We start from the raw sequence: 17,943 nt of genomic DNA, 5'->3' as shown, positions 1-17,943 counted from the left end.
GTATATGAGTTTCAAGGGTCTCGAGCCAATCATCTATGGCGGCAAGGAAGTCTGGCCGCTGGTCGAAGGCGGCAAGGGCGTATCCGCCACCAATCACATGAGCTCGGGCGCCTGGGCCGCCGCAGGCGGTATCGGCACGGTCAGTGCGGTCAATGCCGACAGCTACGATGTCGACGGCAACCCGATCCCGCAGGTCTATCCGCAGGCGACCCGCACCGAGCGTTTCGAACAACTGGTGCGATACGCCATCGACGGTGCCACCGAGCAGGTGAAGCGCGCGCACGAGATCTCCGGCGGCAAGGGCGCGATCAACATCAACGTGCTGTGGGAAATGGGCGGGGCGCAGCGCGTGCTCGAAGGCGTGCTCGAAAACTGCCCCGGCCTCGTTACCGGCGTCACCTGCGGCGCGGGCATGCCCTACAAGCTCGCCGAGATCGCGGCCAAGCACAATGTCCACTACCTGCCGATCGTAAGCTCGGCGCGCGCCTTCCGCGCGCTGTGGAAGCGGAGCTATTCCAAGGTTCCGCACCTGATGGCCGCGGTGGTCTACGAAGATCCCTGGCTCGCGGGTGGGCACAACGGCCTTTCCAACGCCGAGGACCCGACCAAGCCGGAAGATCCCTATCCGCGCGTCAAGGCGCTGCGCGACACGATGCGCGCCGAGGGCGTTAGCGAAGAGACCGCGATCGTCATGGCCGGCGGCGTGTGGTTCCTGCGCGAATGGAACGACTGGATCGACAATCCCGAGCTGGGCAAGATCATGTTCCAGTTCGGCACCCGGCCGCTGCTGACCAAGGAGAGCCCGATCCCGCAAGTGTGGAAGGACATGCTGCGCACGGTCGAGCCGGGCGATGTGCTGCTGCACAAGTTCAGCCCCACCGGCTTCTATTCCTCCGCGGTCAAGACGCCGTTCCTCTACGATCTCATGCACCGCAGCGAGCGCCAGATTCCGATCTTCAAGCGCGACGAGGAAGAGGGCACGATCCCGCTCGCCGATCACGGCAAGGCGAAGTATTTCTTCGTCCACCCGGGCGACCAGCGCAAGGCGCAGGCGTGGATGCACGAAGGCTTCACCGAGGCGCTCAAGACCCCCGACGACACGGTGGTCTTCACCACGCCCGAGAGTGCCGAGCAGATTCGCGCCGACCAGCAGGGCTGCATGGGCTGCCTGTCGCACTGCCAGTTCTCGAGCTGGAAGGATCACGACAACCACACCACCGGGCGCCTCGCCGACCCGCGCAGCTTCTGTATCCAGAAGACGCTGCAGGACATCGCCCACGGCGGCGACCCGGACGAGAACCTCGCCTTCGCCGGCCACGCGGCCTACCGCTTCAAGCAGGACCCGTTCTATTCGAACAATTTCACCCCTACGGTGAAGGAACTGGTCGAGCGGATTTTGACGGGGGATTGAGGCTTCGCGCCAAATGTGTCGATGCGTCACCCCGGCCTCCGAGCCGGGGGCGGGGCTTTCGTGCGAGAATCCTCCGGAATAGCACCGGCCCCGGATCAAGTCGGGGGCGACGAGTGCGGCCTATAGCCCCGTCAGCACCTGGTCCGGCGGTCTGTGGCCATCGGCCCACATGCGGATGTTGGCGATCACCTTGAGGCCGCTTTCCTCGCGCCCTTCGCGCGTGGCGCTGCCGATATGGGGGAGGGTCATCACGTTGCGATGGCGGACCAGGCGCGGATCGACACTGGGCTCGTCGGGATAGACGTCGAGCCCCGCGCCGGCCAGCTTGCCGCCCTCCAGCGCTGCGATCAGCGCTTCCTGGTCGACGAGGTCGCCGCGCGCCGTGTTGATGAGGCTTGCGCCATCCTTCATCAGCCCGATCCGCCGCGCGTCGATCATGTGATGCGTGTCGGGCCCGGCGGGGCAGTGGAGGGTGAGGATGTCGGCCTCGGCCATCAGCGCGTCGAGGCTGTCGACCCAGCGCGCGTGGAACATGCGCTCGACCGCCTCGGGCAGGCGCTTGCGGTTGTGATAGGCGATTTCGAGCCCGAAGGCGCGCGCGCGGTGCGCCACCGCCTGGCCTATCCGGCCCATCCCCACGATGCCGAGCACCTTGCCTGCGAGTTTGGTGCCGAGCAGTGCGGTCGGGGTCCAGCCGCTCCACTTGCCGCTGCGGATGAGCTCGACGCCCTCGCGGATGCGGCGGGGCACGCCGATGATTCCGGCCATGGCGAGGTCGGCGGTGTCGTCGGTGAACACGCCCGGCGTGTTGGTGACCAGGATGTGCCGCGCGGCGGCAGCCTCGAGGTCGATATGCTCGGTCCCAGCGCCGAAATTGGCGATCAGGCCGAGGTCCTTGCCCGCCTCGGCGATCATCGCGGCATCGATCCGGTCGGTGACGGTCGGGACCAGTACGTCGTATCCGCGCATCGCGGCGATGAGTTGGTCGCGCGAAAGCGGCACATCCCCGGCATTGAGACTCACCTCGAACAATTCGCTCATGCGCTCCTCGACGCCGGGCATGAGGTGGCGCGTCACGAAGACGCGGGGCTTGCGATCGAGGCGTTTGGCCGGGCGGGCGTCGGTGCTGTCCATGTGCTGCCAAGCGCTAGGCCGCGCGGCGGGGAGCGGTCAAGGATTCGCACTCGGGCGATCCGCGAAGGGCGTTGACTGTCGGCGCGCATTGCCCGATTCAGCGCGCCATGTTCGCACGGCTTTTCATACCTTTCCTTCTGTTCGCCGGACTTGCGGCCCCTGCCGGGGCGCAGGACCGCGACGTACCCTATTGGGCGACGATTCGGGCCAGCGTCCTCAACCTCCGCGTGGGGCCGAGCGCCGACTACAAGATCGACTGGGTCTATCGCCGCCCGGGCCTGCCGGTGAAGGTGGTGCGGCTGATGGAAGGCTGGCGCCTGATCGAGGACCCGGACGGGGCGCGGGGCTGGGTGGTCGCCCGGCTGCTGAGCCCCGATCGCGGGGCGATCGTCATTGGCGAGGGGCTGGCGGCGATGCGCGCCGGGGCCAGCAATGATGCCGCGCTCAAATGGAAGGTCGAGCCGGGCGTCGTCGGCGTGCTCGGCGATTGCGACGATGGCTGGTGCGAATTCGCGGTCGAGAATCGCCGCGGCTATGTGCTCGAATCGCGTCTCTGGGGTGTGGGCGAGCCCTGAGGCTCAAGGCAAGCTAACCCTCTGGTGTAGCCTCGGCGACGGGCTCCGGCTCAGTCTCCATCCTGCGAACCGAGGACTGGACCTTGCCATCCTCGCCGCGCATTTCGAAGGCGCCGTCCTCACCCGGCGCACCGCCGGCGTAGCATTCCTCGGGATCGTCACCTTCGGGGTCGAAGCACATTGTGCCTTCGTCGCCCGTACGCCAGGTCCCGCCCCCGGTGCGCGTGCCGTCCGCCGTCGCTTCGGCATAGGTGCCGTCGGCATTGATCGTCTGGATCGTGACGGTGCCGTCGGCCAGCTTGACTTCATAGGTCCCGGCAAGATCGCCGGTCGCGGTGCTCTTGAGCGTCGCGTCGGTCGGTACCACCGCCTCCGCAGGTTCGTCCTTCGAGCCGCAGGCGGCCAGCGAAATGCCGGCCGCCGCGATCAGCAGCAATCGTTTCATGGCCAATCCCCCTTCGCCGTGGGTGGTGTCGGTACGCAGGACGAGGGGAGTGGCCCGCGCCATCAGGCGAGCTCGACCGCCACCGCGGTGGCTTCGCCGCCGCCGATGCAGAGCGAGGCGACGCCGCGCGTCTTGCCCTGCCGCTTGAGCGCATTGAGCAGGGTGACGATGATGCGCGTCCCGCTGGCGCCGATCGGGTGACCGAGCGCAGTGCCGCCGCCGTTGACGTTGATCCTGTCGTGCGGGATGCCGATGTCGCGCATCGCGAACATGGCGACGCAGGCAAAGGCCTCGTTGACCTCCCACAGGTCGACGTCCTCCGCCGACCAGCCGGCCTTTTCGAGCACCTTTTCGATCGCGCCGATGGGGGCGACGGTGAACTGCGAGGGCTCCTGCGCATGCGCGGCCATGGCGACGATCTTCGCCACCGGCTCCTGGCCATTGGCCTTGGCCACGCTCTCGCGCGTCAGCACGACCGCGGCCGCGCCGTCGGAAATCGAGCTCGAGGTTGCCGCGGTGATCGTGCCGTCCTTGGCGAAGGCCGGGCGCAGGGTCGGGATCTTGTCGGGCTTGCCCTTGCCGGGCTGTTCGTCGTGCTCGACCGTCTGTTCGCCCGCACGGGTCGAGAAGGTCACGGGGACCACCTCGTCGGCGAAGGCGCCGCTCTCGATCGCGGCATTGGCGCGGCGCAGCGATTCGATCGAATAGGCGTCCATTTCCTCGCGGGTGAGCTGGTATTCGTTGGCCGTATCCTGCGCGAATGTGCCCATAGCGCGGCCTTCCTCATAGGCGTCTTCCAGCCCGTCGAGGAACATGTGGTCATATGCGGGGTCGTGGCCGAGGCGGGCGCCCGAGCGGTGCTTCTTGAGCAGGTAGGGCGCATTGGTCATGCTCTCCATCCCGCCCGCGACGACATAGTCCACGGTACCGCTGGCGAGCGCCTCGGCGCCCATGATCACCGTCTGCATGCCGCTGCCGCAGACCTTGTTGACCGTGGTCGCCTGGACCGATTTGGGCAGGCCGGCCTTGATCGATGCCTGACGGGCAGGGGCTTGGCCGAGCCCGGCGGGAAGGACGCAGCCCATGTAGGTGCGATCGAATTGGTCGGCCCCGACGCCCGAGCGCTCGACCGCCGCCTTGATCGCCGTCGCACCGAGTTCGGTCGCGGAAACATCGGCGAGGGCACCCTGCATGCCGCCCATGGGTGTGCGGGCATAGGACAGGATGACGACGGGATCGGATGCGCTGAACTGGGGCATGCTTGTGCTGTTCCTCTTGATCTGGAATATCGGTTGCCAAAGGCGACCTAAATGGTGGCCTGCAATCTAGTGCTGCGTTGCACCAATATCAAACGGAGAGAGCGATGGCGGATAATCGTAAGAGCGACATGGAAGCCGTTTTGCGCAAGCAGCGCGCCGCACACCACCAGATGCGCCCCGAGCCTATGGCGCTGCGCAAGGACCGCATCCAGCGGGCGATGACGCTGCTCAAGAAGCACGGCGAGGATTTGTGCAAGGTCATGGCCGCCGACTTCGGCAATCGCTCGCCGCACCAGTCGATGATCACCGACATCGCCGGTACGGTCAATTTCGGCAAGTACTGCCTCAAGAACATGGACAAGTGGGCGCGGGCGGAGAAGCGCCACGTCCAGTTCCCGCTCGGCCTGCTCGGCGCCAAGGCAGAGGTGCGCTACGAACCCAAGGGCGTGGTCGGCATCCTCAGCCCGTGGAATTTCCCGGTCAATCTCAGCTTCGGCCCGCTGATGCAGGTCTTCGCCGCGGGCAACCGCGCGATGATCAAGCCCAGCGAGTTCACCGAGAAGACCAGCCTGCTGACCAAGGAACTGGTCGAGGAATACTTCACGCCTGACGAATGCGCCGTGTTCACCGGCGGGCCCGAAGTGGCGCATGCCTTTTCGCAGCTGCCCTTCGACCATCTCGTCTTCACAGGTTCGACCGCCACGGGTCGCAAGGTGATGGAGGCTGCGGCGCAGAACCTCGTCCCGGTGACGCTCGAGCTGGGCGGCAAGAGCCCCGTGTTCATGGGCGAGAGCGCCGATTTCGCCAAGGCGGGCGAACGCGTCGCGCTGGGCAAGATGATGAATGCGGGCCAGATCTGTCTTGCGCCCGATTATCTCTACGTCCCCGAAAGCAAGCAGGACGAGGCGATCCACGGTGTGTGGCAGGGTACTGCCAACATGTACCCGACGCTGCTGGAGAACGAGGATTACGCGAGCGTGGTCAGCGACCGCCATTTCGACCGCTTGCAGGACCTCGTCGCCGATGCGCGCGACAAGGGCGCCGAGGTGATCGAGGTCAATCCCGGGAACGAGGATTTTTCGAGCACCAATGCCCGCAAGATGCCGCTGACGATCCTCAAGAACGTCACCGAGGACATGAAGGCGATGCAGGAAGAGATCTTCGGCCCGGTGTTGCCGGTCAAGACCTACACCAGCATCGACGATGCGATCGATTACGTGAACGAGCACGACCGTCCGCTCGGCCTCTACTACTTCGGCCAGGACAGCGACGAGCGCGAGAAGGTTCTGACAAGGACGATCAGCGGCGGCGTGACGGTCAACGATGTGATCTTCCACGTCTCGATGGAGGACCTGCCCTTCGGCGGGGTCGGGCCGAGCGGCATGGGCAGCTATCACGGGGTCGAGGGCTTCCGTGAGTTCAGCCATGCGCGGAGCATCTACACCCAGCCCAAGATCGATGTCGCCAAGCTCGGCGGGTTCAAGCCCCCCTATGGCCCCGCGACCGAGAAAGCCGTGAAGACGATGATGAAATGAGGGCGCTGGGCGCAGCGCTGGCCATCGCGCTCGCCGGCTGCGCCAGTTACCCGCACGCGCAGGAGGCGGCGCCCGCGAGCACTGCGCTCTGGCGCCCGGTCGATTCCGGGACCGGTGCGATCGCCGAGGCCAAGGCGCTCGAAGCCCTGGCCGCGGCCTATCCGGACAGCGGTTCGGTCCGCTTGCGCCTCCTCAACGCCCAACTCGGAGCGGAGGACTACGACGCTGCGATCCCGACTCTTCGCTGGCTCTACGAGCGTGGCTACGTGTTCTCGGAAGCCGCACGCCGCCGGCTTCCCGAGCTGGTCGGGGCGGAACGTGCGGCGCAGGTCACAGCGCTCATCCGCGAGCCTGCCGAACCGGTCGACGCCAGTACGGTTTTTGCGACCATCCCGTCGTCGGCGGAGCTGGTCGAAAGTCTAGTGATCGATCCCGAGACCGGAAGGATGGTGGCGACATCGGTGTCACGGCACAGCGTCTGGGTGGGTTCCGCAGGAGGCGACTGGCGTGAGTTCGCGCCTACTGGAGCGGGCAATCTCTCGGGCATCGTCCTCGATCCTGCGCGCGGCACGCTGTGGGTGGCTGCGGGACATATCGACGGCGGACAGGACGAGAGCGCGGGGTTTGCCGGGCTGATCGCAATGTCGCCCGACGGCGCGGAACAGCAGCGCATCGCGGCGCCCCAGGGCGCGAATCTCTCGGATATCCACCGCGCAACCGACGGCACGATCTACGCCAGCGATCCGCTGGGCGGTGGCATCTACAGGCTCGGGCCCGGCAGCGAAACGCTCGAAACGCTCGTCCCACCGGGCAGCTTCCGTTCGCCGCAGGGCCTTGCAACGAGTGCAGATGGCAAGTGGCTCTACGTCAGCGACTACAATTACGGGATCGCGATCGTCCCGCTCGACGGGAAACCGATCGAGCGGCTGGCGACCGACCTTCCGATCCTGCTCGACGGGGTCGACGGGCTCTGGCGCCACGACAACGAGCTGATCGCAGTGCAGAACGGGACCAGCCCGATGCGGATCGTCGCGCTACAACTCTCGGACGACGGGCTGCGGATTGTCGGCCAGCGGGTTCTCGAGCAGGCCAATCCCGACTGGACCGAACCGCTGTCGGGCCATCTCGGGCAGGATGCGCTCTACTACGTGGGCAATGGCCAGTGGGATCGCCTGAAGGAGGGGAGGCCGGACCCGTCCCGGCCCTTCGTCGACACCACGATCCGCAAGCTTCCGCTCGAACGCTGATCGGCCTCGCTCCAAGCGCGACAGGAGATGAGGGAATTGCGCCATGCGCACCCTTGCACCAACTTCGCGACGGGCCTAGAGGCGGGCGCGAACCAAGCCCGACGCCTAGGAATCATTCGTGGTCGATCTCGAACAATACCTGCCCATCCTGATCTTCCTGTTCATCGCCGTCGGCCTGTCGGCCCTCTTCGTATTCCTCCCCATGGGCGTCGCCCGGCTGACCGGCGCGCACAAGCCCGATGCGGAGAAGAACAGCGAGTATGAATGCGGTTTCCCTGCCTTCGAGGACCCGCGCAGCCAGTTCGATGTGCGGTTCTACCTGATCGCCATCCTGTTCATCATCTTCGACCTCGAAGCGGCCTTCCTGTTTCCCTGGGCGGTAAGCCTCGACCTGACCGGCTGGCCCGGCTGGATCACCATGATGGTGTTCCTCGGCGAACTCGCCGTCGGCCTCGCCTATGCGTGGAAGGTCGGCGCGCTGGAGTGGGAGTGATCGCATGACCCAGTCGACCATCATCACACCGCCGAATGCGGTGCCCGCTGCGCAGGGCGGCGAAGTGCGCCAGCCCGACGCGGATTATTTCAACGCGCTCTCGACCGAGGTGAACGACAAGGGCTTCCTCGTCACCAGCACCGAGGACCTGTTCCAGTGGGCGCGCACCGGCTCGCTGTGGTGGATGACCTTCGGCCTCGCCTGCTGCGCGGTCGAGATGATCCACGTCAACATGCCGCGCTACGACATGGAACGCTTCGGCGTCGCCCCGCGCGCCTCGCCGCGCCAGTCGGACGTGATGATCGTCGCCGGCACGCTGTGCAACAAGATGGCCCCCGCGCTGCGCAAGGTCTACGACCAGATGTCGGAGCCCAAATACGTCATCTCCATGGGCAGCTGCGCCAATGGCGGCGGCTATTATCACTACAGCTATTCGGTGGTGCGCGGCTGCGACCGGATCGTCCCGGTGGACATCTATGTCCCCGGGTGCCCGCCGACGGCCGAAGCGCTGCTCTATGGCGTGATGCAGCTGCAGCGGAAGATCCGCCGTTCGGGCACGATCGAGAGGTAAGGGCGCATCATGGCTACTCTGCATTCCGCGCCCCGCTTCACGCAGATCGACGGGCTCAAGGGCACGCTCTCGGGCGCGCTCGGCGAGCACCTGCTCGAAGCGCATGAAGAGCATGGCGAACTGCTGCTCACCGTGAAGCGTGACAGCGTCGAGGACGCGCTGCGCATCCTGCGCGACGACCATTCCTATCAGCAGCTGATGGAAATCGCCGGGGTCGACTATCCGTCGCGCCGCGAGCGCTTCGAAGTGGTCTACATGCTGCTCTCGCTGACCACCAACAGCCGCATCATCGTCAAGTGTTCGGCCTCCGAAGACACACCCGTGCCTACGGTCACCACGCTGTGGCCCAATGCCGGCTGGCTCGAGCGCGAGGTGTTCGACCTCTACGGCGTGCTCTTCGCGGGCAATACCGACCTGCGCCGCATCCTCACCGACTACGGTTTCGAAGGGCATCCCTTCCGCAAGGACTTCCCGCTCACCGGTTATCAGGAACTGCGTTACTCCGAAGACGAGAAGCGCGTGGTCTACGAGCCGGTCGAGCTCGCGCAGGACCTGCGCCAGTTCGACTTCATGAGCCCGTGGGAAGGCGCGGACTACGTCCTTCCGGGCGACGAAAAGGCGACCACGTCTCCGGTCGAGGAAGCCAAGACGACGGACAAGCCCTCCGATACCGGCGCCGGCAAGAAGGCCGACGACAAGGCTGCCGACACGGTCAGCAAAGGTGCGCCCGCCGAGGAAGATGGCGGCAAGGACGCGCCCGCGCCGAAGCCGACCGAAGACCGCCCGACGCGCGCCAAGCGCCAGGGCAAGGCGAAGGATACGGCCAAGGCAACCGAGCCGAAGAAGGCTCCCGCCAAGGCAAAACCCGCTGCCAAGAAGGCTCCTGCCAAGCGCAAGCCTGCCGCCAGGAAGAAGGACGACAAGTGATGACCCGCCTGTTTCTTCCGCTTGCCGTGCTCGCGCTCGCCGCATGCTCGTCCGAGCCTGCCGAGCAGGACAGCGCGGACGAGTTCGCCAACCGAATCGGACAGAACGGGGAGGGTGCGCAGCTCGATCCGTCGCAGCCCGATCCCAACGCGCCCAACACCGCGAACGAAGCGCCGCCCGCAGGTGCCGATCTCACTCAGCTCGCCCAGCTGGGCGACATTGGTGGCGTGAACCTCGGCCCGCGCGACGGTGGCTGCACGCTCATGGTCGGCAATGAGGAAATGCTCATCGCCGCCGGCATGAAAGACAAGGCGCTGCCCGGCAAGGCGGTGGTCCGCGTCGGCGACAGCCTGACGATGGTCGATGCCGACGTCGGCGGCCTCGATGCGATCAAGGCCGGCACGACCTTCAACGGCGAAGGCTTCACCGTCACCGTGGCCCCTGCGGCGGGCGACCAGCAGAGCCGCCCGGCCAACGTCACCGTGCGTGACGCGGCGGGCAAGACCCAATCCTACAGCGGCAAGTGGATCTGCGCATGAGCCACGCCATGCATCTCGAAGAGTCGCCGACCACTGGCGACGAGGTCATCACCAATTACACGATCAACTTCGGGCCCCAGCACCCCGCGGCGCACGGCGTGCTGCGCATGGTGATGGAGCTCGACGGCGAGATCATCGAGCGGATCGATCCGCATGTGGGCCTGCTCCATCGCGGCACCGAGAAGCTGATCGAGCACAAGACATACCTCCAGGCGCTGCCCTATTTCGACCGGCTCGACTATTGCTCGCCGCTGTGCATGGAGCACAGCTACGTCCTCGCGATCGAGAAGCTGCTCAATGTCGAGGTGCCCGAGCGTGCGCAGTACCTGCGCGTGCTGTTCGCCGAGCTGACGCGCATCTGCAACCACATGCTCAACATCGGCGCGCACGTCATGGACGTCGGCGCGATGACGCCGAACCTGTGGGTGTTCGAGCTGCGCGAAGACTGCATGAACTTCTTCGAACGGGCTTCGGGCGCGCGCATGCACTCGGCATGGTTCCGCCCGGGAGGCGTCCACCAGGACGTGCCCGAGAAGCTGCTGGTGGATATCGGCAACTGGGTCGACACGCGCCTGCCCGAACTGTTCGGCGATGCGATGAGCCTGGTGCTCGACAATCGCATCTTCAAGCAGCGCAATGTCGACATCGCCGTGGTGAGCAAGGACGACGCGGTGGCCTGGGGCTTCTCCGGCCCGATGATCCGTGCCGCGGGCATTCCGTGGGACCTGCGCAAATCGCAGCCCTACGACGTCTACGACCGGATGGAGTTCGACATCCCCGTCGGCACCGCCTCGGACTGCTACGACCGCTTCATGGTCCGCGTGAAGGAAGTCTACGAGAGCGCCAGGATCATCAAGCAGTGCCTCGCGCAAATGCCCACCGGCCCGGTGTGCTCGGACGACCGCAAGGTCGCGCCGCCCAAGCGCGCCGAGATGAAGCAGTCGATGGAAGCGCTGATCCACCACTTCAAGCTCTACACCGAGGGCTTCCACGTGCCCGCGGGCGAGGTCTATGTCGCCACTGAAAGCCCCAAGGGCGAATTCGGCGTCTACCTCGTCAGCGACGGCTCCAACAAACCCTATCGCTGCAAGATCCGCCCGACGGCCTTCAGCCATTTGCAAGCAATGGATTTCATGAGCAAAGGCCACATGCTGCCCGATGCGACCGCCATCCTCGGCGCCATCGACGTCGTGTTCGGGGAGTGCGACCGCTAATGGCTGACCGTTCCCCCGCACCCGATACTCCCGAGCTGCGCGAGCGCTGGGGCGCTTTCGAGTTCACCGAGAGCTACCGCGAGCGCGCGGACAAGGCGATCGCGCGCTATCCCGAAGGGCGCCAGCGCTCGGCGGTGATGCCGCTGCTCGACCTTGCCCAGCGCCAGGTCGGTGAAGAGACGAACACGCAGGGCTGGCTGCCGCTGCCGGTGATCGAATATGTCGCCGACTATCTCGACATGCCGGTCATCCGCGTGCTCGAAGTCGCCAGCTTCTACTTCATGTACAATCTGAAGCCGGTGGGCCGGTACCACGTGCAGGTCTGCGGCACGACGCCATGCATGTTGCGCGGTTCGGACGGGTTGTTCGAGGTCTGCAAGAAGCGCGGCATGAGCAAGGGCCACGTCTCCGAAGACGGGCTGTGGACGCTCACCGAGGTCGAATGCATGGGCAATTGCGCGACTGCGCCGATGGTCCAGATCAACGACGACAATTACGAGGACCTCACGCCTGAACGCCTCGACGAAATCCTCGACGAGCTGGCCGCGGGCAAGCAGCCCAAGACCGGCACGCAAATTCCCGGAAAGCGCACCAGCGAACCCGAGGGCGGCCCGACCACGCTGAAGGAAATGGTCGACGCCAATCACGATTACCGGAAGGATTGGTGATGAGCATTGCCACCATCCTCATCGCGCTGGTCGTATGCTTCATCGCCTGGAAGGTGCTGACCGGCATCATCAAGTTCGGGCTGATCGCCGTGGTCATCCTCGGCGCACTCTATTTCCTCTCGCAGGGAGGGGCCTTCTGATGCTCGCCGACAAGGATCGCATCTTCACCAATCTCTACGGCTTCCAGGACTGGGGGCTGAAGGGGGCGCAGCAGCGCGGCGACTGGGACGACACCAAGTCGCTGATCGCGCGCGGGCACGAGAATATCATCGAGGAGATGAAGGCCTCGGGCCTGCGCGGCCGCGGCGGTGCTGGCTTCCCGACCGGGCTAAAGTGGTCGTTCATGCCCAAGGAAAGCAAGGACGGGCGTCCGAGCTTCCTCGTCATCAACGCCGACGAATCCGAGCCCGGTTCGTGCAAGGACCGCGAGATCATCCGCCACGATCCGCACAAGCTGATCGAAGGCGCACTGGTCGCCGGCTACGCCATGCGGGCGAGGGCAGCCTATATCTACATCCGCGGCGAATACATCCGCGAGGCCGAGACGCTGCAGGCGGCGATCGACGAGGCCTACGACGCCGGGCTGATCGGCAAGAACGCATCGAAGTCGGGCTACGATTTCGACGTCTTCCTGCATCGCGGCGCTGGCGCCTATATCTGCGGCGAAGAAACCGCGATGATCGAGAGCCTCGAAGGCAAGAAGGGACAGCCGCGTTTGAAGCCGCCGTTCCCGGCGGGTGCGGGCCTCTATGGTTGTCCGACCACGGTCAACAATGTCGAATCGATCGCCGTGGTGCCGACCATCCTGCGCCGCGGCGCATCGTGGTTCGCCAGCTTCGGTCGCGAGAACAACAAGGGCACCAAGCTCTTCCAGATCAGCGGCCATGTGAACAAGCCCTGCGTGGTCGAGGAAGCGCTCAGCATCCCGTTCAGCGAGCTGATCGAGAAGCATTGCGGCGGCATCGTAGGCGGCAAGGACAATCTCCTCGCCGTGATCCCCGGCGGCTCCTCGGTCCCGCTGGTCCCGGCCGAGCAGATCTGGGACGCGCCGATGGATTTCGACGGTCTCAAGGATCTCGGATCGGGTCTCGGCACGGCGGGCGTCATCGTGATGGACAAGTCGACCGACATCGTCCGCGCGATCAGCCGATTGAGCTATTTCTACAAGCACGAGAGCTGCGGCCAGTGCACCCCCTGCCGCGAAGGCACGGGCTGGATGTGGCGCATGATGGAGCGCCTGCGCACCGGCGATGCGGCGATCGAGGAAATCGACATGCTGCAGCAGGTCACCAAGCAGGTGGAGGGTCACACGATTTGCGCACTCGGTGACGCGGCGGCCTGGCCGATCCAGGGCCTCATCCGCCACTTCCGCCCCGAGCTCGAGCGTCGGATCGAAGAACACAACGCCAAGTTCGCGGAGGCCGCGGAATGAAGTCGTCGCTAGCAATTTTCACAGCCATCGTCGCCGTTGCCGCTCTTCCCACGGAAGCTATCGCGCAGGCGGAAGGTCAACAGCAGGTCGGTTCACGGTTCGAACGTAAGCCGGACAAATCGCCCGATCGCTATGCCAAGGCGTTCATCGAGGCGTTCAAGCATTGCTATTATAAGAATTATCCCGAGCGGGCGGACAATTTCCTGATCCAGACCGATGCCTATTCGGAAGAAAGACCCAAAGGCACAATCGATCGGTTGACCCTGCGTCCCAACAAATGGTCGGCGGGCTGTCAGTACGACCAGCGCGGAACCGCTATCGAATCCACCCTGAGTTTCAACACTCGCGCCCTGCGGTACATGATGGCTGAAGCGGCGTATCTTTATCGGTTTCCTGATGCGCCACCGGCGGGCATGTCACCTGACAGCCAAGCGACTGCGCCGAATTGGAATGTGAGCCGTCGCTACGTTTCAACCGGCGAGAACCTCGGCAAAGCTCGGTTCTTCGGCGATTTCGCCGACTGTATCGTAGCCAAGGACCCGCGCGGCGCTGACCGCCTAGTGCGCTCGGAAATCCGGTCGTCCGAAGAACGCGCGGCTGCGATGGGCATGGTGGATGCACTTGGCGATTGCCTGGTTGCGGGTCACGAACTGGAGCTGACGCCGGCCAATATCCGAAGCTTCGCGGCGGATGGGCTGTGGCAGCGCTACGTCGTCGACGCCCGTGTGTCCCCTGCAAAAGAGGCAGCTGAGTAATGCCCAAGGTCACCGTAGACGGACAGGAAATCGAGGTTCCGGACGGCGCGACCGTTCTTCAGGCCTGCGAGCTCGCCGGCAAGGAAATCCCGCGCTTCTGCTATCACGAGCGGCTGAGCATCGCCGGCAACTGCCGCATGTGCCTAGTCGAAGTGAAGCCCGGGCCGCCCAAGCCGCAGGCGTCGTGCGCGCTGCCCGCCACCGAAGGCCAGGAAATCCGTACCGACACGCCGATGGTCAAGACCGCACGCGAAGGGGTGATGGAGTTCCTCCTCATCAACCACCCGCTCGATTGCCCGATCTGCGATCAGGGCGGCGAATGCGATTTGCAGGACCAGTCGGTCGCCTATGGTCGCGGCGGCTCGCGCTATCACGAGAACAAGCGCGCGGTGACCGAGAAATACATGGGCCCGCTGATCAAGACGGTCATGACCCGCTGCATCCACTGCACCCGCTGCGTGCGCTTCTCGGAAGAGATCGCCGGCGTCGACGAAATCGGCGCGGTGGGCCGCGGCGAGGACATGCAGATCACGACCTATCTCGAGCAGGCGGCCGAGCACGAGCTGTCGGCCAATGTGATCGACCTCTGCCCCGTCGGCGCGCTGACCAGCCGCCCCTATGCCTTCGAGGCGCGCCCGTGGGAGCTCAAGAAGACCCTCTCGATCGACGTCTCCGACGCCGTCGGCGCCAATATCCGCCTCGACAGCCGTGGTCGCGAAGTGATGCGCGCGCTTCCGCGTATCAATGACGACGTCAACGAGGAATGGATCTCGGATAAGGCGCGCTACCAGGTCGATGGGCTGTCGAAGCGCCGCCTCGACAAGGTCTTCATGCGCGTGAAGGGCGGCCTCAAGCCGGCCAGCTGGGACGAGGCGTTCAAGGCCATCGCCAAGGCCAAGCCGGGCAAGGACATTGCCGCCATAGCCGGCGACATGGTCGATTGCGAAACCATGTTCGCCGCCAAGGCGCTGCTCAAGGCCTGCGGCTCGAACCTGCTCGAAGGCCGCCAGACCGGCATGGATTACGACGTGTCGAACCTCGCGGCGGTCAATTTCAATTCGACCTTCGCCGGGATCGAGACCGCCGATGCGATCCTGATCGTCGGCAGCTACATCCGCTGGGAAGCGCCGCTGGTGAACGTCCGCCTGCGCAAGGCGGTGAAGCGCGGTGCCAAGGTGTTCGTGATCGGCGCCTTCTGGGACACCACCTATCCGGCGCATTTCCTCGGCGACGACCTCTCGATCCTCGGCGACCTGCCGGAGGAAGTGGCCGAAGCCTTCGCCAAGGCCGAGCGGCCCGCGATCATCATGGGCGGCGCGGCGCTGGCCAGGGGCGCGCTCGGCGCCGGTCTCGGCTTTGCCGAGCAGTTCAAGCTCGTGCGCGATGGCTGGAATGGCTTCAACGTGCTCCACTTCAGTGCCGCGCGCATGGGCGGCCTGATGCTCGGCTTCGCGCAGGAGGGCGGGATGAAGGACGTGGTCGCGGCCAAGCCCAAGGTGGTCATCAGCCTCGGTGCCGACGAGATGGATTTCGGACCCTTCGCCGACGCGCTGAAGGTCTATATCGGCCACCACGGCGACAAGGGCGCGCATGCGGCCGACATCATCCTGCCGGGTGCGAGCTATGCCGAGAAGGACGGGACCTACGTCAACACCGAAGGTCGCGTGCAGTTCGCCGAGAAGGCGGTCTTCGCACCGGGCGATGCGCGCGAGGACTGGACGATCCTGCGCGCGCTGGCCGATGCGCTGGGCGTTTCGGTCGGTTTCGACAGCTTCGCGCAGCTCCAGGCGGCGATGATCGCCGAGGTGCCCGCGCTGGGCGAGGAAGGCCTCGCCGATTACGGTGCGCTGCCCAAGGCCGACGCCAAGGCGAAGGCCGAAGGCACGATTGCGGAATACCCGATCAAGGACTTCTACCTCACCAACCCGATCGCCCGCGCCAGCGCGGTGATGCAGCGTTGCTCTGCGGAACTGCTCCACGGCGGCGACCTGGCGGAGGCGGCGGAATAATGGCCTTGCCGATCATTCCCCTGACGCTGGTGGGTGCCGGCGGCTACGCCGTGTGGCGCGGCTTCCGCACCGACCGCAAGCATAAGTCGAACGCCGCCAATGGCTGGCGCAATGAAGCCTTCTCGGCGCGTGAAGAGGCCGCGAAGGGCAGGAAGGCGAAATGACCGAATTCTTCCAATCGCTGGGCATGACCTACGAGTGGGCATGGGGTCTCGCGACTCTCGCGGGTATCCTGCTCATCGCACTGCCGCTGATGCTGGCGGTGGCGATGATCATCTATGCCGACCGCAAGATCTGGGCGGCGATCGCGCTGCGCAAGGGCCCCAACGTGGTCGGTCCGTTCGGTCTGCTGCAGAGCTTCGCCGACGGGCTCAAGGTCTTCCTGCAGGAAACCATCATTCCCACGGCAGCGAACAAGGGCATCTTCCTGATCGCGCCGATCATCACCTTCACTGTCGCGCTGATGGCCTGGGCGGTGATCCCCTTCGGGCCGGTCGCGGTGCTGTCGGACATCAACATCGGCCTGCTCTACATCCTCGCGATCAGCTCGCTCGGCGTCTACGGCGTGGTGATGAGCGGGTGGGCGTCGAACTCGAAATACCCGTTCTTCTCGGCCATGCGCGCCGCAGCGCAGATGATCTCCTACGAGGTCTCGATCGGCTTCATCCTGGTCTGCGTGATCCTGTGGGCGGGCACCACCAATATGAACGCGATCATCCTCGCGCAGAAGGGGCACATCTTCGGGCTGATCAACGGCTTCGTGTTCAACCCGCTGCTGTTCCCGCTGTGGGTCATGTTCCTGATCTCGGCACTGGCCGAAACCGCGCGCGCACCGTTCGACCTGACGGAAGCCGAGAGCGAGCTCGTTGCCGGCTACCAGACCGAATATTCCAGCATGAGCTTCGCGCTGTTCTGGCTCGGCGAATACGCCAACGTGCTGCTGATGTGCGCGCTCAATGCGATCCTGTTCTGGGGTGGCTGGCTGCCGCCGCTCGATATCCCGATCCTCTACACCTTCCTGTTCGGGCCGGGCCTGACCGCGTTCTTCTGGCTGGTGATGAAGATCCTGTTCTTCTTCTTCATCTTCAGCTGGGTGAAGGCCACCGTCCCGCGCTATCGCTATGACCAGCTGATGCGCCTGGGGTGGAAGGTGTTCCTCCCGCTCAGCCTGTTCTTCGTCGTACTCATTTCCGGCTATCTCATGGCCACGGGGCATTTCGCATGAGCACCGTCGCGCATCTCATCAAGTCGTTCACCCTGTGGGAATTCGTGAAGGCGCACGCCCTCACGCTGAAGTATTTCTTCAAGCCCAAGGCGACGATCAACTACCCGTTCGAGAAGAACCCGATCAGCCCGCGCTTCCGCGGCGAGCACGCCCTGCGCCGCTACCCCAACGGGGAAGAACGCTGCATTGCCTGCAAGCTGTGCGAGGCGATCTGCCCGGCGCAGGCGATCACGATCGAGGCCGAACCGCGCGAGGACGGCAGCCGCCGCACGACGCGCTACGACATCGACATGACCAAGTGCATCTATTGCGGCTTCTGCCAGGAAGCCTGCCCGGTGGATGCGATCGTCGAAGGGCCGAACTTCGAATACGCGAGCGAAACGCGCGAGGAACTGCTCTACGACAAGGCCAAGCTGCTGGCGAACGGGGACAAGTGGGAGCGGGCGATCGCCGCGAACCTTGAAGCCGATGCGCCGTATCGATAGGGGCCCGCGCCAAGGGATA

The 17,943-nt window shown here is 65.1% G+C and carries 20 protein-coding genes; 17 read left to right on the top strand and 3 right to left on the bottom strand.

What is annotated here, in order from left to right:
* Positions 1-4: 4 nt before the first annotated feature.
* Entirely contained in the window at positions 5-1,411 is a 1,407-nt protein-coding gene (locus K3181_RS15440) for an NAD(P)H-dependent flavin oxidoreductase (RefSeq protein WP_221604017.1), read from the top strand.
* Between the two features lie 120 nt (positions 1,412-1,531).
* Here K3181_RS15440 and K3181_RS15435 read toward each other — a convergent pair whose 3' ends face one another.
* A complete protein-coding gene (locus tag K3181_RS15435; protein ID WP_221604016.1) occupies positions 1,532-2,545 on the bottom strand; it encodes a 2-hydroxyacid dehydrogenase in 1,014 nt (337 codons plus the stop codon).
* Positions 2,546-2,652: 107 nt separating this feature from the next.
* Here K3181_RS15435 and K3181_RS15430 point away from each other — a divergent pair, with 107 nt between their 5' ends.
* Positions 2,653-3,120, top strand: coding sequence for an SH3 domain-containing protein (locus tag K3181_RS15430; protein ID WP_221604015.1), 468 nt, complete (start codon positions 2,653-2,655; stop codon positions 3,118-3,120).
* Positions 3,121-3,133: 13 nt separating this feature from the next.
* Here the strand turns inward: K3181_RS15430 and K3181_RS15425 are convergent, their stop codons facing one another.
* Together K3181_RS15425 and K3181_RS15420 are read right to left on the bottom strand one after the other, a co-directional pair.
* Complete coding sequence (locus tag K3181_RS15425; protein ID WP_221604014.1) at positions 3,134-3,565, bottom strand: hypothetical protein; 432 nt, start codon at positions 3,563-3,565, stop codon at positions 3,134-3,136.
* A 62-nt stretch (positions 3,566-3,627) separates the two neighbouring features.
* Positions 3,628-4,824, bottom strand: a complete 1,197-nt coding sequence (locus K3181_RS15420) for a thiolase family protein (RefSeq protein ID WP_221604013.1) — start codon at positions 4,822-4,824, stop codon at positions 3,628-3,630.
* Positions 4,825-4,928: 104 nt separating this feature from the next.
* Between K3181_RS15420 and K3181_RS15415 the strand changes: the two genes are divergently transcribed.
* The 15 genes from K3181_RS15415 (at position 4,929) to nuoI (ending at position 17,924) form a co-directional block, all read left to right on the top strand.
* A complete protein-coding gene (locus K3181_RS15415) occupies positions 4,929-6,359 on the top strand; it encodes a coniferyl aldehyde dehydrogenase (RefSeq protein ID WP_221604012.1) in 1,431 nt (476 codons plus the stop codon).
* Entirely contained in the window at positions 6,356-7,606 is a 1,251-nt protein-coding gene (locus K3181_RS15410; RefSeq protein ID WP_221604011.1) for an SMP-30/gluconolactonase/LRE family protein, read from the top strand. The genes K3181_RS15415 and K3181_RS15410 overlap by 4 nt, the downstream gene beginning before the upstream one ends.
* Positions 7,607-7,724: 118 nt before the next feature.
* Complete coding sequence (ndhC, locus tag K3181_RS15405; RefSeq protein WP_221604010.1) at positions 7,725-8,099, top strand: NADH-quinone oxidoreductase subunit A; 375 nt, start codon at positions 7,725-7,727, stop codon at positions 8,097-8,099.
* Positions 8,100-8,103: 4 nt separating this feature from the next.
* Positions 8,104-8,670 carry a NuoB/complex I 20 kDa subunit family protein gene (locus tag K3181_RS15400; protein ID WP_247715180.1) on the top strand — a complete coding sequence of 189 codons (567 nt, stop codon included), beginning with the start codon at positions 8,104-8,106 and terminating at the stop codon, positions 8,668-8,670.
* Between the two features lie 9 nt (positions 8,671-8,679).
* Positions 8,680-9,597: an NADH-quinone oxidoreductase subunit C gene (locus K3181_RS15395; protein ID WP_221604009.1), complete on the top strand. Its 918-nt coding sequence runs from the start codon at positions 8,680-8,682 to the stop codon at positions 9,595-9,597.
* Complete coding sequence (locus K3181_RS15390; RefSeq protein WP_221604008.1) at positions 9,597-10,136, top strand: hypothetical protein; 540 nt, start codon at positions 9,597-9,599, stop codon at positions 10,134-10,136. Before K3181_RS15395 ends, K3181_RS15390 begins: the two co-directional genes overlap by 1 nt.
* On the top strand, positions 10,133-11,350 hold the full coding sequence (locus K3181_RS15385) for an NADH-quinone oxidoreductase subunit D (RefSeq protein ID WP_221604007.1): 1,218 nt from the start codon (positions 10,133-10,135) through the stop codon (positions 11,348-11,350). Before K3181_RS15390 ends, K3181_RS15385 begins: the two co-directional genes overlap by 4 nt.
* A complete protein-coding gene (gene nuoE, locus K3181_RS15380; RefSeq protein ID WP_221604006.1) occupies positions 11,350-12,018 on the top strand; it encodes an NADH-quinone oxidoreductase subunit NuoE in 669 nt (222 codons plus the stop codon). Before K3181_RS15385 ends, nuoE begins: the two co-directional genes overlap by 1 nt.
* Positions 12,018-12,158, top strand: a complete 141-nt coding sequence (locus tag K3181_RS15375) for a hypothetical protein (protein WP_221604005.1) — start codon at positions 12,018-12,020, stop codon at positions 12,156-12,158. The genes nuoE and K3181_RS15375 overlap by 1 nt, the downstream gene beginning before the upstream one ends.
* Positions 12,158-13,450: an NADH-quinone oxidoreductase subunit NuoF gene (nuoF, locus tag K3181_RS15370; RefSeq protein WP_221604004.1), complete on the top strand. Its 1,293-nt coding sequence runs from the start codon at positions 12,158-12,160 to the stop codon at positions 13,448-13,450. Before K3181_RS15375 ends, nuoF begins: the two co-directional genes overlap by 1 nt.
* Positions 13,447-14,205 (top strand): hypothetical protein, encoded by a 759-nt coding sequence (locus K3181_RS15365; RefSeq protein WP_221604003.1) that lies wholly within the window; start codon positions 13,447-13,449, stop codon positions 14,203-14,205. Before nuoF ends, K3181_RS15365 begins: the two co-directional genes overlap by 4 nt.
* Positions 14,205-16,214 (top strand): NADH-quinone oxidoreductase subunit NuoG, encoded by a 2,010-nt coding sequence (nuoG, locus tag K3181_RS15360; protein WP_221604002.1) that lies wholly within the window; start codon positions 14,205-14,207, stop codon positions 16,212-16,214. The genes K3181_RS15365 and nuoG overlap by 1 nt, the downstream gene beginning before the upstream one ends.
* On the top strand, positions 16,214-16,378 hold the full coding sequence (locus K3181_RS15355) for a hypothetical protein (RefSeq protein WP_221604001.1): 165 nt from the start codon (positions 16,214-16,216) through the stop codon (positions 16,376-16,378). Before nuoG ends, K3181_RS15355 begins: the two co-directional genes overlap by 1 nt.
* Complete coding sequence (nuoH, locus tag K3181_RS15350; protein WP_221604000.1) at positions 16,375-17,439, top strand: NADH-quinone oxidoreductase subunit NuoH; 1,065 nt, start codon at positions 16,375-16,377, stop codon at positions 17,437-17,439. The genes K3181_RS15355 and nuoH overlap by 4 nt, the downstream gene beginning before the upstream one ends.
* Positions 17,436-17,924: an NADH-quinone oxidoreductase subunit NuoI gene (gene nuoI, locus K3181_RS15345; protein ID WP_221603999.1), complete on the top strand. Its 489-nt coding sequence runs from the start codon at positions 17,436-17,438 to the stop codon at positions 17,922-17,924. The genes nuoH and nuoI overlap by 4 nt, the downstream gene beginning before the upstream one ends.
* The last annotated feature ends 19 nt before the right edge of the window (positions 17,925-17,943 follow it).

This window comes from Qipengyuania mesophila (assembly GCF_019711655.1).
GTDB classification, from domain to species: Bacteria; Pseudomonadota; Alphaproteobacteria; order Sphingomonadales; family Sphingomonadaceae; genus Qipengyuania; species Qipengyuania mesophila.
This window is presented reverse-complemented; position numbering and strand designations above follow the sequence as displayed.

What these genes read in the sequence shown, in the direction of transcription:
- K3181_RS15440 (WP_221604017.1), top strand. Translation starts at nt 5, where the DNA reads ATGAGTTTCAAGGGTCTCGAGCCAATCATCTATGGCGGCAAGGAAGTC.
- K3181_RS15435 (WP_221604016.1), bottom strand. Translation starts at nt 2,545, where the DNA reads ATGGACAGCACCGACGCCCGCCCGGCCAAACGCCTCGATCGCAAGCCC.
- K3181_RS15430 (WP_221604015.1), top strand. Translation starts at nt 2,653, where the DNA reads ATGTTCGCACGGCTTTTCATACCTTTCCTTCTGTTCGCCGGACTTGCG.
- K3181_RS15425 (WP_221604014.1), bottom strand. Translation starts at nt 3,565, where the DNA reads ATGAAACGATTGCTGCTGATCGCGGCGGCCGGCATTTCGCTGGCCGCC.
- K3181_RS15420 (WP_221604013.1), bottom strand. Translation starts at nt 4,824, where the DNA reads ATGCCCCAGTTCAGCGCATCCGATCCCGTCGTCATCCTGTCCTATGCC.
- K3181_RS15415 (WP_221604012.1), top strand. Translation starts at nt 4,929, where the DNA reads ATGGCGGATAATCGTAAGAGCGACATGGAAGCCGTTTTGCGCAAGCAG.
- K3181_RS15410 (WP_221604011.1), top strand. Translation starts at nt 6,356, where the DNA reads ATGAGGGCGCTGGGCGCAGCGCTGGCCATCGCGCTCGCCGGCTGCGCC.
- K3181_RS15400 (WP_247715180.1), top strand. Translation starts at nt 8,104, where the DNA reads ATGACCCAGTCGACCATCATCACACCGCCGAATGCGGTGCCCGCTGCG.
- K3181_RS15395 (WP_221604009.1), top strand. Translation starts at nt 8,680, where the DNA reads ATGGCTACTCTGCATTCCGCGCCCCGCTTCACGCAGATCGACGGGCTC.
- K3181_RS15390 (WP_221604008.1), top strand. Translation starts at nt 9,597, where the DNA reads ATGACCCGCCTGTTTCTTCCGCTTGCCGTGCTCGCGCTCGCCGCATGC.
- K3181_RS15385 (WP_221604007.1), top strand. Translation starts at nt 10,133, where the DNA reads ATGAGCCACGCCATGCATCTCGAAGAGTCGCCGACCACTGGCGACGAG.
- nuoE (WP_221604006.1), top strand. Translation starts at nt 11,350, where the DNA reads ATGGCTGACCGTTCCCCCGCACCCGATACTCCCGAGCTGCGCGAGCGC.
- K3181_RS15375 (WP_221604005.1), top strand. Translation starts at nt 12,018, where the DNA reads ATGAGCATTGCCACCATCCTCATCGCGCTGGTCGTATGCTTCATCGCC.
- nuoF (WP_221604004.1), top strand. Translation starts at nt 12,158, where the DNA reads ATGCTCGCCGACAAGGATCGCATCTTCACCAATCTCTACGGCTTCCAG.
- K3181_RS15365 (WP_221604003.1), top strand. Translation starts at nt 13,447, where the DNA reads ATGAAGTCGTCGCTAGCAATTTTCACAGCCATCGTCGCCGTTGCCGCT.
- nuoG (WP_221604002.1), top strand. Translation starts at nt 14,205, where the DNA reads ATGCCCAAGGTCACCGTAGACGGACAGGAAATCGAGGTTCCGGACGGC.
- K3181_RS15355 (WP_221604001.1), top strand. Translation starts at nt 16,214, where the DNA reads ATGGCCTTGCCGATCATTCCCCTGACGCTGGTGGGTGCCGGCGGCTAC.
- nuoH (WP_221604000.1), top strand. Translation starts at nt 16,375, where the DNA reads ATGACCGAATTCTTCCAATCGCTGGGCATGACCTACGAGTGGGCATGG.
- nuoI (WP_221603999.1), top strand. Translation starts at nt 17,436, where the DNA reads ATGAGCACCGTCGCGCATCTCATCAAGTCGTTCACCCTGTGGGAATTC.